This window comes from Hansschlegelia sp., from assembly GCF_035538955.1.
Lineage (GTDB): Bacteria > Pseudomonadota > Alphaproteobacteria > Rhizobiales > Methylopilaceae > Methylopila.
This window is the reverse complement of record NZ_DATLJK010000017.1, coordinates 70,319-86,025: the sequence shown is the minus strand read 5'-3', so window position 1 is coordinate 86,025 and position 15,707 is coordinate 70,319. Positions and strand designations below refer to the sequence as shown.

General features: G+C 69.4%; 16 protein-coding genes. 3 read left to right on the top strand and 13 right to left on the bottom strand.

Annotated features, from left to right (window positions below; genetic code table 11):
- Window positions 1-505: 505 nt before the first annotated feature.
- From VM780_RS16430 to coxB, 8 genes are all read right to left on the bottom strand, one after another.
- Window positions 506-1,201, bottom strand: a complete 696-nt coding sequence (locus VM780_RS16430) for an SURF1 family protein (protein ID WP_325449289.1) — start codon at window positions 1,199-1,201, stop codon at window positions 506-508.
- A gap of 53 nt (window positions 1,202-1,254) precedes the next feature.
- A complete protein-coding gene (locus VM780_RS16425) occupies window positions 1,255-1,635 on the bottom strand; it encodes a DUF983 domain-containing protein (protein ID WP_325449287.1) in 381 nt (126 codons plus the stop codon).
- A gap of 73 nt (window positions 1,636-1,708) precedes the next feature.
- The gene (locus VM780_RS16420; protein ID WP_325449286.1) at window positions 1,709-2,542 is read right to left on the bottom strand and encodes a cytochrome c oxidase subunit 3; all 834 of its coding nucleotides are present in this window, start codon (window positions 2,540-2,542) and stop codon (window positions 1,709-1,711) included.
- 67 nt (window positions 2,543-2,609) lie between these two features.
- The gene (locus VM780_RS16415; RefSeq protein WP_325449284.1) at window positions 2,610-3,188 is read right to left on the bottom strand and encodes a cytochrome c oxidase assembly protein; all 579 of its coding nucleotides are present in this window, start codon (window positions 3,186-3,188) and stop codon (window positions 2,610-2,612) included.
- 17 nt (window positions 3,189-3,205) lie between these two features.
- On the bottom strand, window positions 3,206-3,370 hold the full coding sequence (locus VM780_RS16410) for a hypothetical protein (RefSeq protein WP_325449282.1): 165 nt from the start codon (window positions 3,368-3,370) through the stop codon (window positions 3,206-3,208).
- Between the two features lie 4 nt (window positions 3,371-3,374).
- On the bottom strand, window positions 3,375-4,343 hold the full coding sequence (locus VM780_RS16405) for a heme o synthase (RefSeq protein WP_325449280.1): 969 nt from the start codon (window positions 4,341-4,343) through the stop codon (window positions 3,375-3,377).
- A 136-nt stretch (window positions 4,344-4,479) separates the two neighbouring features.
- Window positions 4,480-6,087 (bottom strand): cytochrome c oxidase subunit I, encoded by a 1,608-nt coding sequence (gene ctaD / locus VM780_RS16400; RefSeq protein WP_325449278.1) that lies wholly within the window; start codon window positions 6,085-6,087, stop codon window positions 4,480-4,482.
- A gap of 32 nt (window positions 6,088-6,119) precedes the next feature.
- A complete protein-coding gene (coxB, locus tag VM780_RS16395; RefSeq protein WP_325449276.1) occupies window positions 6,120-6,980 on the bottom strand; it encodes a cytochrome c oxidase subunit II in 861 nt (286 codons plus the stop codon).
- 349 nt (window positions 6,981-7,329) lie between these two features.
- Between coxB and VM780_RS16390 the strand changes: the two genes are divergently transcribed.
- Complete coding sequence (locus VM780_RS16390; protein WP_325449274.1) at window positions 7,330-7,833, top strand: invasion associated locus B family protein; 504 nt, start codon at window positions 7,330-7,332, stop codon at window positions 7,831-7,833.
- A 14-nt stretch (window positions 7,834-7,847) separates the two neighbouring features.
- Here VM780_RS16390 and VM780_RS16385 read toward each other — a convergent pair whose 3' ends face one another.
- From VM780_RS16385 to pabB, 3 genes are read right to left on the bottom strand one after another with little or no spacing between them, the layout of a single operon-like run.
- Entirely contained in the window at window positions 7,848-8,681 is an 834-nt protein-coding gene (locus tag VM780_RS16385) for an aminotransferase class IV (RefSeq protein ID WP_325449272.1), read from the bottom strand.
- Window positions 8,669-9,262 (bottom strand): aminodeoxychorismate/anthranilate synthase component II, encoded by a 594-nt coding sequence (locus tag VM780_RS16380; RefSeq protein ID WP_325449270.1) that lies wholly within the window; start codon window positions 9,260-9,262, stop codon window positions 8,669-8,671. The genes VM780_RS16385 and VM780_RS16380 overlap by 13 nt, the downstream gene beginning before the upstream one ends.
- Window positions 9,259-10,692, bottom strand: coding sequence for an aminodeoxychorismate synthase component I (gene pabB, locus VM780_RS16375; RefSeq protein WP_325449710.1), 1,434 nt, complete (start codon window positions 10,690-10,692; stop codon window positions 9,259-9,261). The genes VM780_RS16380 and pabB overlap by 4 nt, the downstream gene beginning before the upstream one ends.
- A 218-nt stretch (window positions 10,693-10,910) precedes the next feature.
- On the opposite strand from pabB, the gene VM780_RS16370 reads away from it, so the two are divergent.
- Both VM780_RS16370 and VM780_RS16365 read left to right on the top strand, forming a co-directional pair.
- The gene (locus tag VM780_RS16370; RefSeq protein ID WP_325449268.1) at window positions 10,911-11,477 is read left to right on the top strand and encodes a gluconokinase; all 567 of its coding nucleotides are present in this window, start codon (window positions 10,911-10,913) and stop codon (window positions 11,475-11,477) included.
- A gap of 19 nt (window positions 11,478-11,496) precedes the next feature.
- Window positions 11,497-12,885, top strand: coding sequence for a gluconate:H+ symporter (locus VM780_RS16365; RefSeq protein WP_325449266.1), 1,389 nt, complete (start codon window positions 11,497-11,499; stop codon window positions 12,883-12,885).
- On the opposite strand, the gene VM780_RS16360 is transcribed toward VM780_RS16365, so the two are convergent.
- Window positions 12,882-14,528, bottom strand: a complete 1,647-nt coding sequence (locus VM780_RS16360; RefSeq protein WP_325449264.1) for a cisplatin damage response ATP-dependent DNA ligase — start codon at window positions 14,526-14,528, stop codon at window positions 12,882-12,884. The genes VM780_RS16365 and VM780_RS16360 overlap by 4 nt on opposite strands.
- Window positions 14,525-15,568 carry a ligase-associated DNA damage response exonuclease gene (locus VM780_RS16355; protein WP_325449708.1) on the bottom strand — a complete coding sequence of 348 codons (1,044 nt, stop codon included), beginning with the start codon at window positions 15,566-15,568 and terminating at the stop codon, window positions 14,525-14,527. Before VM780_RS16355 ends, VM780_RS16360 begins: the two co-directional genes overlap by 4 nt.
- Window positions 15,569-15,707 lie beyond the last annotated feature (139 nt).

Here is a 15,707-nt window from a genome sequence, read left to right as displayed (position 1 = left end):
GAAACCGAAACATCTAACGCCCACTGATCGCCGTAGGCATACCTGCTCTCGGACAAAGCACGCCCGGGCTTGTAAGGATAGTTTGGTGGCAGCAACCCGACGGAGAGCCGCGTCCCAAGATCGCGATGCGCTCCCTCTACGGCATCCCTCAATTCCGTTCCTATGCGCGCGGGGAACGCCGCAGCGCATCGCCTAAGATCCGCGCTGGGGATCTTCCCACCGAAGTACGCATAGACAACAAAGCCGTCGCCTCCGATGTCGGTCGAGCCGCCGGTGAGGACTTTCGGGGGCGCGCGGTCCGGGTAAAGCCGTCTCGCAAACTCAGAAACGATCGCAGGCGTGACCGTCGGCGTATCCGAGCACAATACGATCATTGAGGCATTGGCAGTCCTCGGCCCTATACCGCCGCGCTCCAGCGTCGGAGCCTCGCCTGCAAAGGCGGGGCATGGGAGGGACAGGAGGATCGCAAAGACCCCGCTGATGCCGATTGAACGCGCGCAAGGGATCAAGGCTGTGCCTCTCGTCGGACCTTCCACGCGAGAGCGGCGAAAACGGCGACGAGCGCGGCCGCGAGGCCATACCAGGTCAGCGCATATTCGAGATGCCGGTTCGGGAAGGCGACGCGCGTCTCGCCGCCCTGCGGCAGACCGCCCGGATTGGGCGTCGCGTCGGCGTCGATCGTGAACGGCGCGGCGTCGGCGACACCGATGGCGGCCGCGATCGCCTGCGGGTCGCGGGTGAAGAACAGTCGCTTCTCGGGGACATCCGCGGGCGTGAACATGTTGCGGTCTTCGGGCTCGCGCAGCAGGCCGACGACGGTCTTCTCGCCTGAGGCGTGGCTCTCCGGGCGCGTGGCGGGATCGGCCTTGGCTTCCGGCACGAAGCCGCGGTTGACCAGCACGGAGCCGCCGTCGCGAAGCCTGAGCGGCGCGACGATCCAGTAGCCGGGGCCTCCATAGGGTCCGTTCTGGTCCGTCAGCAGCGTATAGATCCGGACCTCGCGGGCATGATCGAAGGTTCCGACCGCCTGCACGCGGCGATAGCGCCACTGGTCGAGGTCGAGCGTCGGCCACGCCGATGGCGCCGGCAGCGGCGCAGGCGGGGCCGCCATGCGGGCGGCGATCGTCGCGACCAGCGCGTTTTTCCAGGCGAGGCGCTCGAGCTGCCATGTGCCGAGACCGATCAGGATCGCGACGCCCACGAGGGTCGCGAGCCCGGCGCGCAGCAGCCGGCCCCTGGAGGCGACCGCGGCGCTCAGAGGTCGAGCCGCCCTTCGGCGGCGTCATGGCGGTGCTGGAGCGCGATCAGCGCGCCCTTGAAGGCGCGTAACAGCGTGAGACAGACGATCAGCACCACCGGCAGCGAGACCAGCAGGTGAACCCAGATCGGCGGGTCGTAAGTGAACTCGACCCACAGGACGAAGCCGAGCGCAGCGAAGCCCGCGACCAGCATGACGAAGACGGCCGGTCCGTCGCCGGAGTCCGCGAAGCCGAAGTCCAGGCCGCACGCGGAGCAGGAAGGCCGCAGCTTGATGTAGCCCTCGAACAGGCGCCCGCGACCGCAGCGCGGGCAGCGCCCCGCGGCGCCGGCGAGAACCGAGGCGCCGGTCGACAGAGCAGCGCGGCCGTCGTCCATTCGCGCATCCCTCAAACGGACGAGGCCGCCGGCGGTCGCCGGCGGCCTCCGATGTTCAGCCCCGCGAACGCTCTCAGTGAGCGCCGGCCGGACCGTGACCCCAGACGTAGATGGCGGCGAACAGAAACAGCCAGACCACGTCGACGAAGTGCCAGTACCAGGCGGCGGCCTCGAAGCCGAAATGCTGCTTCGGCGTGAACGCCCCGCCCATGGCGCGGAACAGGCAGACCAGCAGGAAGATGGTGCCGACGATCACGTGGAAACCGTGGAAGCCGGTCGCCATGAAGAAGGTCGCGCCGTAGATGTTGCCGTGGAAGCTGAACGCGGCTTCCCGGTACTCGATCGCCTGGCAGGTGGTGAACAGCACGCCCAGGATGACCGTCAGCAGCAGGCCGAGCTTCAGGCCGCGCCGGTCGTTGTGCAGCAGCGCGTGGTGCGCCCAGGTCACCGTGGTGCCGGAGGTCAGCAGGATCAGCGTGTTGAGCAGCGGCAGGTGCCAGGGGTCGAAGGTCTCGATGCCGTTCGGGGGCCAGACGCCGCCGGTGAGCTCCGTGCGCTGGAACTGGTGGACCTCGCCGGGGAACAGCGCGGCGTCGAAATAGGCCCAGAACCACGCCACGAAGAACATCACTTCGGAGGCGATGAACAGGATCATGCCGTAGCGCAGATGCAGCTGCACGACGCGTGTGTGCAGGCCGCTGTTGGCCTCGTTGATGACGTCGCGCCACCACGCGATCATCGTGTAGAGCACGCCAGCGAGGCCGATCAGCGCCACATAAGGCGGCGCGCCCTTGAACCAGTGGACCGCCCCGACCGCCAGCACGAAGGCTGAGATCGAGCCGATGAAGGGCCACGGGCTCGGGTCGACGAGGTGGTAGTCGTGATGCTTGGCGTGGGCGTCGGCCATCGGGGTCCCCCAGGTTTCCTCAGGTTCCGCGCGGCCAGTTCTCCGGGCCGTCGCGGGGCGCGCTCATTCAGGTCTTCGGCCGCTCCGGCCCGGCCGCCGAGGCCGATTTGGCCGAGCTGTCGGGATAGAACGTGTACGACAAGGTCAGTTGGCTGATGCCGTCAAGCTCGTGATCGTCGGCGAGCGACGGATCGACGAAGAACACCACCGGCATGTCGATCGACTCGCCCGGCTGCAGAGTCTGCTTGGTGAAGCAGAAGCACTGGATCTTCGAGAAGTAGCCGCCGAGCTGCTCGGGCGTCACATTGTACGTGGCGGTGCCGGTGATCGGCTTGTCCGAAACGTTCTGCGCGCGGAACAGCGCGAGCTTGGTCTCGCCGATCCGCACCGTCATCTCGTTCTGTTCCGGGCCGAACTTCCAGCCGAGCCCCGGCGCGACGTTGCCGTCGAAACGCACGGTGATCGCGCGGTCGAGCTTCGTCGCCGGCGCCTGTTCGGCGACCTGCGTGGTGCCGCCATAGCCGGTCGCGCGGCAGAACATGTCGTAGAGCGGCACGGCCGCGAACGACGCGCCCACCATCGCGGCGGCGATTGCGGCGCAGCTCAGCGCGACAACGGCGTCGCGGCGCCCACGGGACTGCTTCATGTCGCGCCCCTCCCCGCTCATAGCGCCCGGTTGGCGACGTTCGCGCCCATCTTGAAGATGGTCACGAGGTAGAACAGGCAGACCAGCGCCGCGAGCGCGAGCGCGATCGCGAGGCTGCGCGACCGGCGGCGGCGCTTCTGCTCCTCGGTGAGGACGACGCCTCGTTCATCGTCATCGGCCACGGCGTCACATCCAGCCGCCGAGCAGGTCGGGCAGCGCGGCGACGCCGAGCGCCTTCTCGGCCAGGAGCGTGAAGAACAGCGCGAACAGGTGAAGCAGCGAGAAGCCGAACAGGCCCATCGCGGCGCGCCGGGCGGCGTCGCCCTCGCGCACGCGCCACACCACCCAGGCCCGCTGAACGAAGACCAGCCCGACCCCGACCGAGACCGCCAGATAGGCCGGGCCCCCGAGGCCGATGAAGGCCGGCGCCACGCCGAGCGGCGCGAGCGCGATGGCGTACAGCAGGATCTGCCGCCGCGTCTCGTCAGGACCGGCGACGCAGGGCAGCATCGGAACGCCGGCGCGGCGATAGTCGTCGGACTTGACCAGCGCCAGCGCCCAGAAGTGCGGCGGCGTCCACATGAAGATGATCGCGACCAGCACAGCGCTGGCGAGACTGACCGAGCCGGTCGCCGCGGCCCAGCCCACCATCGGGGGCATGGCGCCGGCGAGACCGCCGATCACGATGTTCTGCGGCGTCCAGCGCTTCAGCCACATCGTGTAGATCACGACATAGAAGAAGATCGTGAAGGCGAGCAGCCCGGCGGCGAGCCAGTTGGCCGTGAGGCCGAGCATCAGCACCGAGCCGGCCGACAGCGTCGCGCCGAAGCCGAGCGCCTCGCCGGGCGTCACCCGGCCGGACGGCACCGGACGGTTGGCGGTGCGCGCCATCACGGCGTCGATGTCGGCGTCCCACCACATGTTGAGCGCGCCCGACGCCCCGGCGCCGATCGCGATGCACAGCAGCGAGATCGCCGCCAGCACCGGATGGATTCCGTGCGGCGCCGCGACGATGCCGGTCAGCGCGGTCACGACGACGAGCGACATGACCCGCGGCTTGAGCAGCGCGAGATAGTCCTCGACGCCCGCGAGGCTCGGCCCCGGCAGGGCCGGGATCGCGGCGCGCTCGAGACGGTCTTCCTGAATCAGCGACATGTGGCGATGCGCCTTGCTCGTTCGGACGCGCCCCCGGCGGCGCCCGAACGCAGTTCCTCAACTGAAGAGGACCGCGCCCCGGCGCGATCCCCGGTTTGTGGCGGAAGGCGCCTGAGCGCCTACCGCCTGCGTTCCGTCACTTGATGCGCGGCAGCGTCTCGAACTGATGGAACGGCGGCGGCGAGGACAGCGTCCACTCGAGCGTGGTGGCGCCTTCGCCCCACGGATTGGCCCCGGCGACGCGCTTCTTCGAGAACGCCTCGAACACGCCGTAGAGGAAGATGAACACGCCGAGCGCCGAGATGTAGGAGCCGATCGACGAGACCATGTTCCAGCCGTGGAACGCCTCCGGATAGTCGGCGTAGCGGCGCGGCATGCCGGCGAGACCGAGGAAGTGCTGCGGGAAGAACACCAGGTTCACGCCGACGAAGGTGACCCAGAAGTGCGCCTTGCCGATCGTCTCGTTGTACATGTAGCCGAACATCTTCGGGAACCAGTAGTACCAGCCCGCGAAGATCGCGAACACGGCCCCGAGCGACAGCACGTAGTGGAAGTGCGCGACCACGTAGTAGGTGTCGTGCAGCGAGCGGTCGATGCCGGCGTTGGCCAGCACGACGCCGGTGACGCCGCCGACTGTGAACAGGAAGATGAAGCCGATCGCCCAGATCATCGGGGTGCGGAGCGAGATCGAGCCGCCCCACATGGTCGCGATCCAGGAGAAGATCTTCACGCCCGTCGGCACCGCGATCACCATCGTGGCGAACACGAAGTAGGCCTGCGTGTTCACCGAGATGCCGGAGACGTACATGTGGTGCGCCCACACCACGAAGCCGACGACGCCGATAGCCACCATCGCATAGGCCATGCCGAGATAGCCGAAGATCGGCTTCTTCGAGAAGGTCGAGATGATGTGGCTGATCATGCCGAAGCCTGGCAGGATCAGGATGTACACTTCCGGGTGGCCGAAGAACCAGAACAGGTGCTGGAACAGGATCGGATCGCCGCCGCCCGACGGGCTGAAGAAGGTCGTGCCGAAGTTGCGGTCCGTCAGCAGCATGGTGATCGCGCCGGCGAGCACCGGCAGCGACAGCAGCAGCAGGAAGGCGGTGATCAGCACCGACCAGGCGAACAGCGGCATCTTGTGCAGCGTCATGCCCGGGGCGCGCATGTTGAAGATCGTGGTGATGAAGTTGATCGCGCCGAGGATCGACGACGCGCCCGCGATGTGCAGCGACAGGATCGCGTAGTCCATCGCCGGGCCGGGCTGGCCGGTGGTCGAGTATGGCGGATAGATCGTCCAGCCGCCGCTCACGCCGTGCGCGCCGGCAGCGCCGGGCACGAACATCGAGGTGATCAGCAGGCCGATCGCCGGGATCAGCAGCCAGAACGAGATGTTGTTCATGCGCGGGAACGCCATGTCGGGCGCGCCGATCATCAGCGGCACGAACCAGTTCCCGAAGCCGCCGATCATCGCCGGCATGACCATGAAGAAGATCATGATCAGGCCATGCGAGGTCACGAAGGCGTTGAAGACGTTCTCATCGCCGAAGATCTGCAGACCCGGGTTCTGCAGCTCCATGCGGATCCCGATCGACAGCGCGCCGCCGAGAATGCCGGCGCAGATCGCGAAGATCAGGTACATCGTCCCGATGTCTTTGTGGTTCGTCGAATAGACGTACCGGCGCCAACCCGTCGGGTGCGCATGATGAGCCGGCGTGTGCCCGTGCGTCGCTGCTGTGGCCATGGCGATCGTCTCCTCAGTCTTCTTTCAGGCCGTCAACGCGACGCGACGGACGTCAGGGAGCCTGCGCTCGCCTGCTGGAGCACTTTCTTGGCGGCTTCGGTGTCGGTCTTCGCCGCATCGAGCCACTTGTTGTACGTGTCTTCGCTCACGACCTGAATCGCGATCGGCATGCCGGCGTGCTGCAGGCCGCAAAGCTCCGAGCACTGGCCGTAGTAGACGCCTTCCTTCTCCGCCTTGAACCAGGTCTCGTTGAGACGGCCCGGCACCGCGTCCGCCTTGATGCCGAAGGACGGCACGGCGAAGGAATGGATGACGTCCTCAGCCGTGACCTGGACGCGCACCACCTTGTTCACCGGCACCACCGCGGTGTTGTCGACCGCGAGGCGGTAGGGTTGGCCGGGCTGAAGCTCTTCGGGCGCCAGCATGATCTGGGTGAGCGTGAGTTCGCCGGCGTCGGGATAGACCACGTCCCAGTTCCACTGGCGGCCGACGACCTTGAGCGTCAGGTCGGCCTTGGGCGGGGTGTACTGGGCGTAGAGCAGCCGGAACGACGGAATCGCGATCACCACCAGGATGAGCACCGGGATCACCGTCCAGGCGACCTCGAGCAGCGTGTGGTGGGTGGTCTTCGACGGGACCGGGTTCTTCTCTTCGCGGAACCGGACGACGCAGATCACCAGCAGCGCCAGCACGAACAGCACGATGGCTGTGATGATGATCAGCAGGAAGCTGTGGAAGCTGTGCGCCTGATGGAAAATCGGCGTCACTGCGTCCTGAAAGCCGATCTGCCAGGGCGAAGGCTGCCCCTCTCCTGCAATGGCCGGAGCGGCGGCTGCGACCGTCGCTGCAAGCGCGGCGGCCAGGAGCGTCGTCGGACGTCCGGTTCGGAGCATGTCTGCGAGCCTCTCGTCGCTTCCCGAAGCCCTTTGGCAGGGCCCCCTTTGTTGTCACGCGCGAGCGCCGCCCCGCAAGGCCGGAAGCGAGGCCGCGCCGCTTTTCGCCGTGCTGGGTTCCGGCGGGCCACACTCGCCGCGGTCCGCGCCCAATTTGGCGGACTTCTGAAACCATAAGCGTCGCGAAAGCTCAATGTGACCAATCGTAGGCAGCGATGCGGCATTTGGGCGCGAAATTCCGCCCGCGCCGTGTGCTCTCAGGGCGAACGGCTGCGGCGGGCGCGCTTTGCTTGACACCGCCTTGGGCTCTGTTACGCCCCAGACACCACGCACCGGGAGACCGCCGAACGTGCCCTCGAAACGCTCCGTGGCGCTGATTCTCGCCGCCGTCCTCGCCGCCTTCTCGCCGGCCGCGGCCTCAGCTCAGGGCGCCGTCAAGGCGACGCATGGCGACTGGCAGATGCGGTGCGACACGCCGCCGGGCGCTGAGGGCGAGCAGTGCGCGCTCGTCCAGAGCGTGACGGCCGAGGACCGGCCCAATGTCGGCCTGACGGTGATCGTGCTGAAGACCGCCGACAAGAAGAGCCGCCTGCTGCGCGTGCTCGCGCCGCTCGGCGTGCTGCTGCCCTCGGGCCTTGGGCTCAGGATCGACCAGACGGAGGTCGGCCGCGCCGGCTTCGTGCGCTGCCTACCGAACGGCTGCGTCGCCGAGGTGGTGCTCGAGGACAAGCTCGTGAACCAGCTCAAGACGGGCAAGCAGGCGACCTTCATCATCTTCCAGACGCCCGAAGAAGGCATCGGGGTTCCGGTCTCGCTCAACGGGTTCGGCCCGGGCTTCGACGCGCTGCCCTGAGCGGCCGGCCGGGCTCAGGCGCGCTGCGGCGCGCCGCAGACATGCGCGATCGCTGACGCGAGACGGGCGACGAGCGGCTCCGCCGCGCCGGAAATCTCCGCGCCGTCGATGGACTTCACCGTCATCACCAGCCGGACGCTGTTGGTGGCGAAGACGGCGTCGGCGCGCATGAGCTCTTCCGTCGCCAGCGCGCGCTCCACCGGCTCGAGCCCGACGGTCGGCGCGAGCTCCAGCGCTGCGGCCCGGATGATCCCCGGCAGAACGCCTTCCGAGAGCGGCGGCGTGACGAGTTCGTCGCCGAGGATCGCGAACAGATTGGCCATCGCGGTCGAGCCGACGCGGCCCGCGACGTTCAGCATCAGCGCGTCGTCGGCGCCGGCGGCGCGGGCTTCGTCGAAGGCGATCACATTGTCGAGATAAGACAGCGTCTTAGCGCGGGACGCGAAGGACGTCGGGTTGCGCCGGACCGACACGCCCGCGAGGCGCGCCGGCGAGAACAGCGCGGCCTTCGGGTAGGCGGACGCGGACGCGATCACCGTGGGCGTTGGATCGCCCGGGAACGCGAGGCCGCGCGCGCCGCCGCCGCGCGTGACGGTCAGCCGGATCACGGCGTCGGTCCCGGGCTGCGCCAGCGCCGCCACCTCCGCGGCGAGAAAGTCGCGGTCCACCGGCAGGCGGATTTCGGCGGCGGCGGCGGAGAGCCGGTCGAGATGCGCCTCTAGCAGCGCCGGCCGGCCGTCGAACGCCGCGATCGTCTCGAACAGCCCGTCGCCTAGCGTGAGGCCCCGATCCGACAGGTCGAAGGCGACGGCGCCCTTTTCGACCGGGACCCCGTTCAGGCGGTGCATGGCTGCCGGCGCTCGGCGATGGCGAGGAAGTTTTCGAGCAGCTTGTGCCCGCCCTCGGTGAGGATCGATTCGGGGTGGAACTGGACCCCGAAGGTCGGGTGTTCGGCATGGGCGAGCGCCATCGCCTCGCCCTCCTCCGACCGGCCCGTGACGGCGAGCGGCCCGGCATAGCCTTCGTCGAACTCGACGATCAGCGAATGATAGCGCGCGACCGACACCGGGTTCGGCAGCCCCTCGAACAGGCCCGTCCCGTCATGCCGGACCCGGGAGGCGCGGCCGTGCAGCGGCCGGCGCGCCCGCTCGACCCGGCCGCCAAACGCCTGGCCGATCGCCTGATGGCCGAGGCAGACGCCCAGGATCGGGATCGCGCCCGACAGCCGGCGGATCAGCTCGAGCGAGACGCCAGCTTCGTTCGGCGTGCACGGACCGGGCGAGATCACGATCGCGTCGGGCCGCGCGCGCTCGATCTCCTCCACCGTCACGGCGTCGTTGCGGACGACCTCGGTCGTGCGGCCGAGCTCCTCGAAATAGCGCGCGAGGTTGAAGACGAAGCTGTCGTAATTATCGAGGACGAGGATCACCTGAGGCCTCCCGCCGCCGCGAGCGGCCGCGCGCCCTCGGCCTGCTCGGCGAGCCGACCGCCGAAGGCGTCGAACACGGCGCGCGCCTTGGTGAGCGTCTCGTCATATTCGGCCGCCGGGTCCGACAGCGCCGTGATGCCGCCGCCGGCCTGGAACAGCGCCTTGCCCTTGGCGATGGTCGCGGTCCGGATCGCGATGTTGAAATCGGCGTCGCCCGAAAAGCCGATCCAGCCGATCGATCCGCAATAGACGCCGCGGGCGTGGCGCTCGATCTCGGTGATGATCTCCATGGCGCGCAGCTTTGGCGCGCCTGTGATGGAGCCGCCCGGAAAGCTCGCGCGCAGCAGATCGACGACGCCGAGCCCCTCGCGCAGCTGACCGGTGACCACCGAGACGAGGTGATGGACCGACGCGTAGGTCTCAAGGCCGCACAGGGTCGGGACCTCGACCGTGCCCGGCCGGCAAACGCGCGACAGGTCGTTGCGCAGCAGGTCGACGATCATGACGTTCTCGGCGCGGTCCTTCTCGGACCCGAGCAGCGCGCGCGACGACGAGCCGTCGGCGATCGGGTCCGTCCAACGCTTCGCGGTGCCCTTGATCGGCCGGGCCTCGACGCGGTCGCCTTCGACCCGCACGAAGCGCTCTGGCGAACTCGACGCCACCACCACGTCGCCGAAATCCAGATAGGCCGCGAAGGGCGCGGCGTTGCGCGTCCTGAGGCGCCGGTAGAACGCCCAGGGATCGAAGCCCTCTGGCAGATCGGCCAGGAAGCGCTGGGCGACGTTCGCCTGGAAAATGTCGCCGGCGAGCACGTATTCGACGGTCCGGGCGATCGCCGCCACATAGGCGGCGCGGTCGAAGTTCGACGCGAAGCTGAGCGGCGCCGCCGGGAGCGCGGGTTTTCTCGTCGCCGCCGGACGCGACAGCCAGACCAGCGCCTGCTCCGCCCGCGCCTTCGCGCGATCGTCGCGCGCGCGGCCCTCCGGCGCCGGCGCGCCGGTCGAGATCAGCCAGGCCCTGCCCTTGGCGTGGTCGCAGGCGACGACCCAGTCGTAGAGCGGCAGGATCGCGTCCGGGACGCCGAGATCGTCGACCTCCGGCGCGGGCAGCCTCTCCAGGCGACGGCCATACTCATAGGAGACGAAACCGGCGGCGCCGCCTTGGAAAGGCGGCAGATCAGGGTGCGGCGCGGCCCGCATGGACTCGAGCGCGCGGCCGAGCGCCGTAAAAGCGTCCCCGACGGGCTCCCCGCCGAGCGTCGCGCCGCCGTCGCGGGCGTCGAGCACCGCGTAGGGGTCGGCCGCCAGATAGGAATAGCGCCCGAGCGTGGCGTGCGGCATCGCGCTGTCGAGGAAGACGAGATGCGGCAGGCCCGCGAGCCGTTCGGCGAGCGCGGGCATGTCGGTGGTGGGAAGCTCGTGAACCTGCATCGCCCGCACGCGTAACGCCGCGGCGGCGGAAACGCGCTGCGGCTTCAAGTCCCAAGATAAGCCTCCCGGGCGGCCGCGTCATGGGCCGCGCCCGAATCCGGCCGCGAGGCGGACCACAGCCCGGCAGACGTTCTATAACGCTTGGCCGATAACGTTTGGCCGGCGGCGCGACGAACGCCGACGGGAGCCCGGCATGCGAGCCGCGCCAGGAGGAGCTGATGGAGGAGTCGAGCATGGCGCGGCCGGCGCAGCGCGACTGCGTCGTCGTGATGGGACCGTCGGGCGTCGGCAAGACCACCATAGCCGAGTTGCTGTCGCGCCGGCTGGGCTGGAGCTTTGCGGAGGCCGACGAGTTCCACCCGCAGGCGAACATCGACAAGATGACGGCCGGCGTGCCGCTCACCGACAAGGATCGCGCGCCATGGCTTGCGCTGATCCGCGACTGGATCAGCGCGGAGGCGAAAGCCGGCCGCTGTTCGGTCGTGACCTGCTCGGCGCTGAAGCGCCGCTACCGCGACGTCTTGCGCGACGCCGGAGCGCGGGTGCGCTTCCTCGAACTCGCCGCCGATCCGGAACTGATCGCGGGCCGGCTCGCCGGCCGCAAGGGCCACTACATGCCGCCCTCGCTGCTGGGATCGCAGTTCGCGACGCTGGAGCCGCTGACGCCCGACGAAGATGGCGCGCGGATCAGCGTCGTCGCCGGGCCCGAGGCGGTCGGGGACCAGGCGCTCGCGGCGCTCGGTCTGGCGGCCGATCTGCGATCCGCCCGCGGCGGCGCCCGCTGAAGCGACTGAGGGCGAGCCGATGACCCCCGCCGCCGCCGACGCCCCCGGGCTTTCTGCAGCGCCCTTGCTGATCATCGCCGCGCTCGCGGTCGCTGCGCTGCTCGTGCTGATCATGCGGTTCAGGATGCACGCCTTCCTGGCGCTGATCCTGGTCAGCCTGATCACCGGGCTCGTCGCCGGCATCCCGGCCGAGAAGGTCGTGCCGACGCTGCTCTCCGGCTTCGGAACGACGCTCGGCAGCGTCGCGCTGCTGGTCGGGCTTGGCGCCATGCTGGGCCGGCTCGTCGAGGTCTCCGGCGGCGCGCAGGCGCTCGCCGATGATCTCATCCGGCTGTTCGGCGAAAGGCGCGCGCCGCTCGCGCTCGGCGTCGCTTCACTGATCTTCGCCTTCCCGATCTTCTTCGACGCCGGCCTCGTCGTGATGCTGCCGATCATCTTCACGGTCGCGCGGCGGGTCGGCGGCGGGCTGCTGCGCTACGGCATTCCGGCGGCGGGCGCGTTCTCCTGCATGCACGTCTTCGTGCCGCCGCATCCCGGGCCGGTCGCCGCGACCGAACTGCTCAAGTCCGACATCGGCCTTGTCACCCTGGTCGGCTTCGTCATCGCGATCCCGACCTGGTACGTGACCTCCTACCTGTTCGGCCTGTGGATCGGCCGCCGGATCGACGTGAAGGTTCCGGACATCCTGAGCGGCGGCCCGCAGGCGGCCGCCGTGGCGAACCCGCCGAAATCCTCCACCGTCATCCTGCTGCTGCTCCTGCCGCTCGCGATCATCTTCCTGAACACCGGGCTCGACGCGCTTGGGGCGGCGGGGACCTTCGACCGCAAGGCGCAGTGGTTCCAGGTCGCGCGCGGTCTCGGCGCCACCCCGATCGCGCTGCTCGTGGCGGTGCTGGTCGCCTCTTACGCGCTCGGGGCGCGGCGGGGCCGCAGCGGCGCGGACATCGAGAAGCTGGTCGATTCCGCGCTGGGGCCGATCTGCTCGATCACGCTGATCACCGGCGCCGGCGGCATGTTCGGCGGCGTCCTCAGGGCGAGCGGCATCGGCGACGCCCTCGCCCAGGCGCTCGACGGGCTCGGCCTGCACATCTTTATCGCCGCCTATGTGATCGCCGCGGCGCTGCGGATCGCGCAGGGCTCCGCGACGGTCGCGCTGATCACCGCCGCCGGGCTGGTGCAGCCGGCCGTGGAGGCGGCGGGCTATGTCGGCGTCGACCGCGCGGCGATCGTGATCGCGCTCGGCGCCGGCTCCGTGATCGCGAGCCACGTCAACGATTCCGGGTTCTGGCTCGTCGGCCGGTTCTTCGAGATGGACCTCAAGACCACGCTGAAGACCTGGACGGTGCTGGAGACGCTGATCAGCCTGATGGGCTTCGCGCTCGCTGGCCTGGTCTTCGCGCTGTTCTAAGAGACGCGGGCGGCGCCCCGAACATCGATCAGCGCCTCGAGCGTCTCCAGCCGGTCGGCCTCGTGGGGCGGCTTGTCCCAGCGGATCCGGGCGACGCGCGGAAACCGCATCGCGACGCCGGACTTGTGGCGGGCGGAGCGCGCCACGCCCTCGAAGGCGACCTCGAGAACGAGCCCGAGATCCTCAGTGTGCGAGACCTCCCGCACCGGCCCGAAACGGTTGATCGTGTGCTTGCGCACGAACCGGTCGAGCTCGACCAGCTCCTCGTCCGTGAAGCCGAAATAGGCCTTCCCGACAGGCACGAGCTGCGGTCCCGCGTCGTCCTCGGTCCACAGGCCGAAGGTGTAGTCGGAATAGAAGGACGAGCGCTTGCCGTGCCCGCGCTGCGCGTACATCAGCACGGCGTCCACCGTCATCGGGTCATGCTTCCACTTGAACCACAGTCCCTTGGGCCGGCCGACCACGTAGGGGGCGTCGCGGCGCTTCACCATCAGCCCCTCGACAGCGGCTGAGTCGCCCGCCCCCGCGGCGGCCGGGTCGAGCCGCGCCGCCGCGAGCTCGTCCCAATCCGCGAACGGGACGATCGGCGAGAGGTCGACCCGCGGATTGCTCTCGCGCGCGATGAAAGCCTCGAGCCGCGCCCTCCGCTCCATGAACGGCTTTTCGCGCAGATCCTCCTCGCCCTCGACCAGCAGGTCGTAGGCGCGGATGTGGACCGGAAACTCCGATATCAGCTTCGGGGTCACGCTCTTCCGGTTGAGCCGCTGCTGCAGCACGTTGAAGCTCTGCACGCGGCCGTCGCGCAGCACCAGCAGCTCGCCGTCGATCGCCGCGTCAAAGGTCAGCGCCTCGATCAGGTCCGGAAAGGCGCCGGAGACGTCCTCGCCGGACCGGCTCCACAGCCGCGCCACATGGCGGCCGTCCTCGTCCCGCCCGGCCGAGGCCTGCACGCGGATGCCGTCCCACTTCCACTCCGCCACGAAGTCCGCGGGATCGAAGGCGCGATAATCCGCGTCCTCCAGCGGATGGGCGAGCATCGGCGGCCGGAACGGCGCCGGGTCCAGCGCGGACGGCTTCTCGCCCCGGCCTTCCACCCAGGCGAACAGGTCCTCGTAAGGCGGCTCGAGGCCGGGCCAGACCAGCTCGATCTCGTCGGGCTTGTGGTCGCCAAGCGCGGCGACCGCGGTCTTGGCCAGCCGCGCCGAGGCCCCGATCCGCAGACTGCCGGTGATGAGCTTGAGCAGCGCCCAGCGCCCGACCTCGTCGAGCGCGTCGAGCCAGGTCGCGAGCCGGCGCGGCAGGTCGAGCTTGGCGGTCGAGGTCAGCCCCTCGACGATTTCGGACAGCGGCGGCACCCGGTTGGCGCGCGGCTCGCCGGGCCACATCAGCGCGACCGTCTCGGCGAGGTCTCCGACATAGTCGTAGGACAGGCCGAACAGGACCGGGTCCGTGCGCTCCATGATCAGAGCGCGGATCATCCCGGGCTTGGCGTGCCGGAACGACAGCGCGCCGGTCAGCGCCGCCAGCGCCCAGCCGCGCTCCGGATCCGGCGTCTCGCGGAAATAGTCCGCGATCAGCCGCACCTTGGCGTTGCGCCGCGGCTCATAGGCCAGCCGGTCGAGCAGGAAGGCGAAGCGGTTCATTCGCCGGACGCCTCCTCGGCGGGCGTCTCTTCGGCCTCGCCCTCGTCGCCATAGCCGACGAGACGCAGCGGGCGCGCCTTCAGGCCGGCCGCGCCGCACCAGTGGACCAGCGCGTCCTCCTCGCCATGCGTCACCCAGATCTCCTCAGCGCCGGTGTCGAGGATGGTCTGGCGAAGCTCGTCCCAGTCCGCGTGGTCGGAGACCACCAGCGGCAGCTCGACGCCCTTCTGGCGCGCGCGGGCGCGCACCCGCATCCAGCCGGAGGCCGCGACCGTCACGGGGTCAGGAAACTTGCGGGCCCAGAGCTCGCGCAGCGCGGAGGGCGGGCAGAGCACGATCGCCCCGGCGAGCGCCTTTCGGTCGGCGGCCATCACCCGGATCGTCTCGCCGAGATCGACGCCGAGCGCCCGGTAGGTTTCGGTCACCCGCTCCATCGCGCCGTGCAGGTGAATCGGCCTGTCCCAGCCGGCCTCACGCAGCAGCTTCATCAGCCGCTGCGCCTTGCCGAGCGTGTAGGCGCCGACGAGATGCGCGCGATCCGGAAACAGCTCGACGCTGTCCAGCAGCTTGGCGACCTCGCCGGCGGCGTCCGGGTGCCGGAACACCGGCAGGCCGAAAGTCGCCTCGGTGATGAAGAGATCGCACGGCACGACCTCGAACGTGGCCGCGGTCGGATCATGGGCGCGCTTGTAGTCGCCCGAAACGACCGCGCGAAAGCCCTTCCACTCCAGCAGGATCTGGGCCGCGCCGAGCACGTGGCCGGCGGGGTGGAAGCTCGCCTTCACGCCGCCGCCGACATCATGCACCTCGCCATAGGCGGCGGGCTGGCGCGTCGCGCAGAACGCCTCGCCATAGCGCGCCGCCATGATGGCGAGCGTCTCGGGCGTCGCCATCACGGCGGCGTTGCCGGGCCGGGCGTGATCCGCATGGCCATGGGTGACCAGCGCCCGCTCCACGGGGCGGAGCGGATCGATGTGCAGATCGGCGGGCGGACAGTAGAGCCCCTTGGGGCTCGGACAGAGCAGGTCTTCGGGGCGCATCTGGCCCACAGATATGCTTTTGCGGCCCGAGAAACAGACGGCGCGCCTCTATCCCTCCCTCGCAGGGCAGAGGGTGGACGGCAGAGCCGGCCGGGTGGGGTGCTCGCAAAGGCAAAGCAACACGCCCGACGAAGAGCCC

Coding starts and splice junctions, on each gene's coding strand:
- VM780_RS16425 (WP_325449287.1), bottom strand. CDS start 1,635: ATGGACGACGGCCGCGCTGCTCTGTCGACCGGCGCCTCGGTTCTCGCC.
- VM780_RS16420 (WP_325449286.1), bottom strand. CDS start 2,542: ATGGCCGACGCCCACGCCAAGCATCACGACTACCACCTCGTCGACCCG.
- VM780_RS16415 (WP_325449284.1), bottom strand. CDS start 3,188: ATGAAGCAGTCCCGTGGGCGCCGCGACGCCGTTGTCGCGCTGAGCTGC.
- VM780_RS16405 (WP_325449280.1), bottom strand. CDS start 4,343: ATGTCGCTGATTCAGGAAGACCGTCTCGAGCGCGCCGCGATCCCGGCC.
- ctaD (WP_325449278.1), bottom strand. CDS start 6,087: ATGGCCACAGCAGCGACGCACGGGCACACGCCGGCTCATCATGCGCAC.
- coxB (WP_325449276.1), bottom strand. CDS start 6,980: ATGCTCCGAACCGGACGTCCGACGACGCTCCTGGCCGCCGCGCTTGCA.
- VM780_RS16385 (WP_325449272.1), bottom strand. CDS start 8,681: ATGCACCGCCTGAACGGGGTCCCGGTCGAAAAGGGCGCCGTCGCCTTC.
- pabB (WP_325449710.1), bottom strand. CDS start 10,692: ATGCAGGTTCACGAGCTTCCCACCACCGACATGCCCGCGCTCGCCGAA.
- VM780_RS16370 (WP_325449268.1), top strand. CDS start 10,911: ATGGAGGAGTCGAGCATGGCGCGGCCGGCGCAGCGCGACTGCGTCGTC.
- VM780_RS16365 (WP_325449266.1), top strand. CDS start 11,497: ATGACCCCCGCCGCCGCCGACGCCCCCGGGCTTTCTGCAGCGCCCTTG.
- VM780_RS16360 (WP_325449264.1), bottom strand. CDS start 14,528: ATGAACCGCTTCGCCTTCCTGCTCGACCGGCTGGCCTATGAGCCGCGG.
- VM780_RS16355 (WP_325449708.1), bottom strand. CDS start 15,568: ATGCGCCCCGAAGACCTGCTCTGTCCGAGCCCCAAGGGGCTCTACTGT.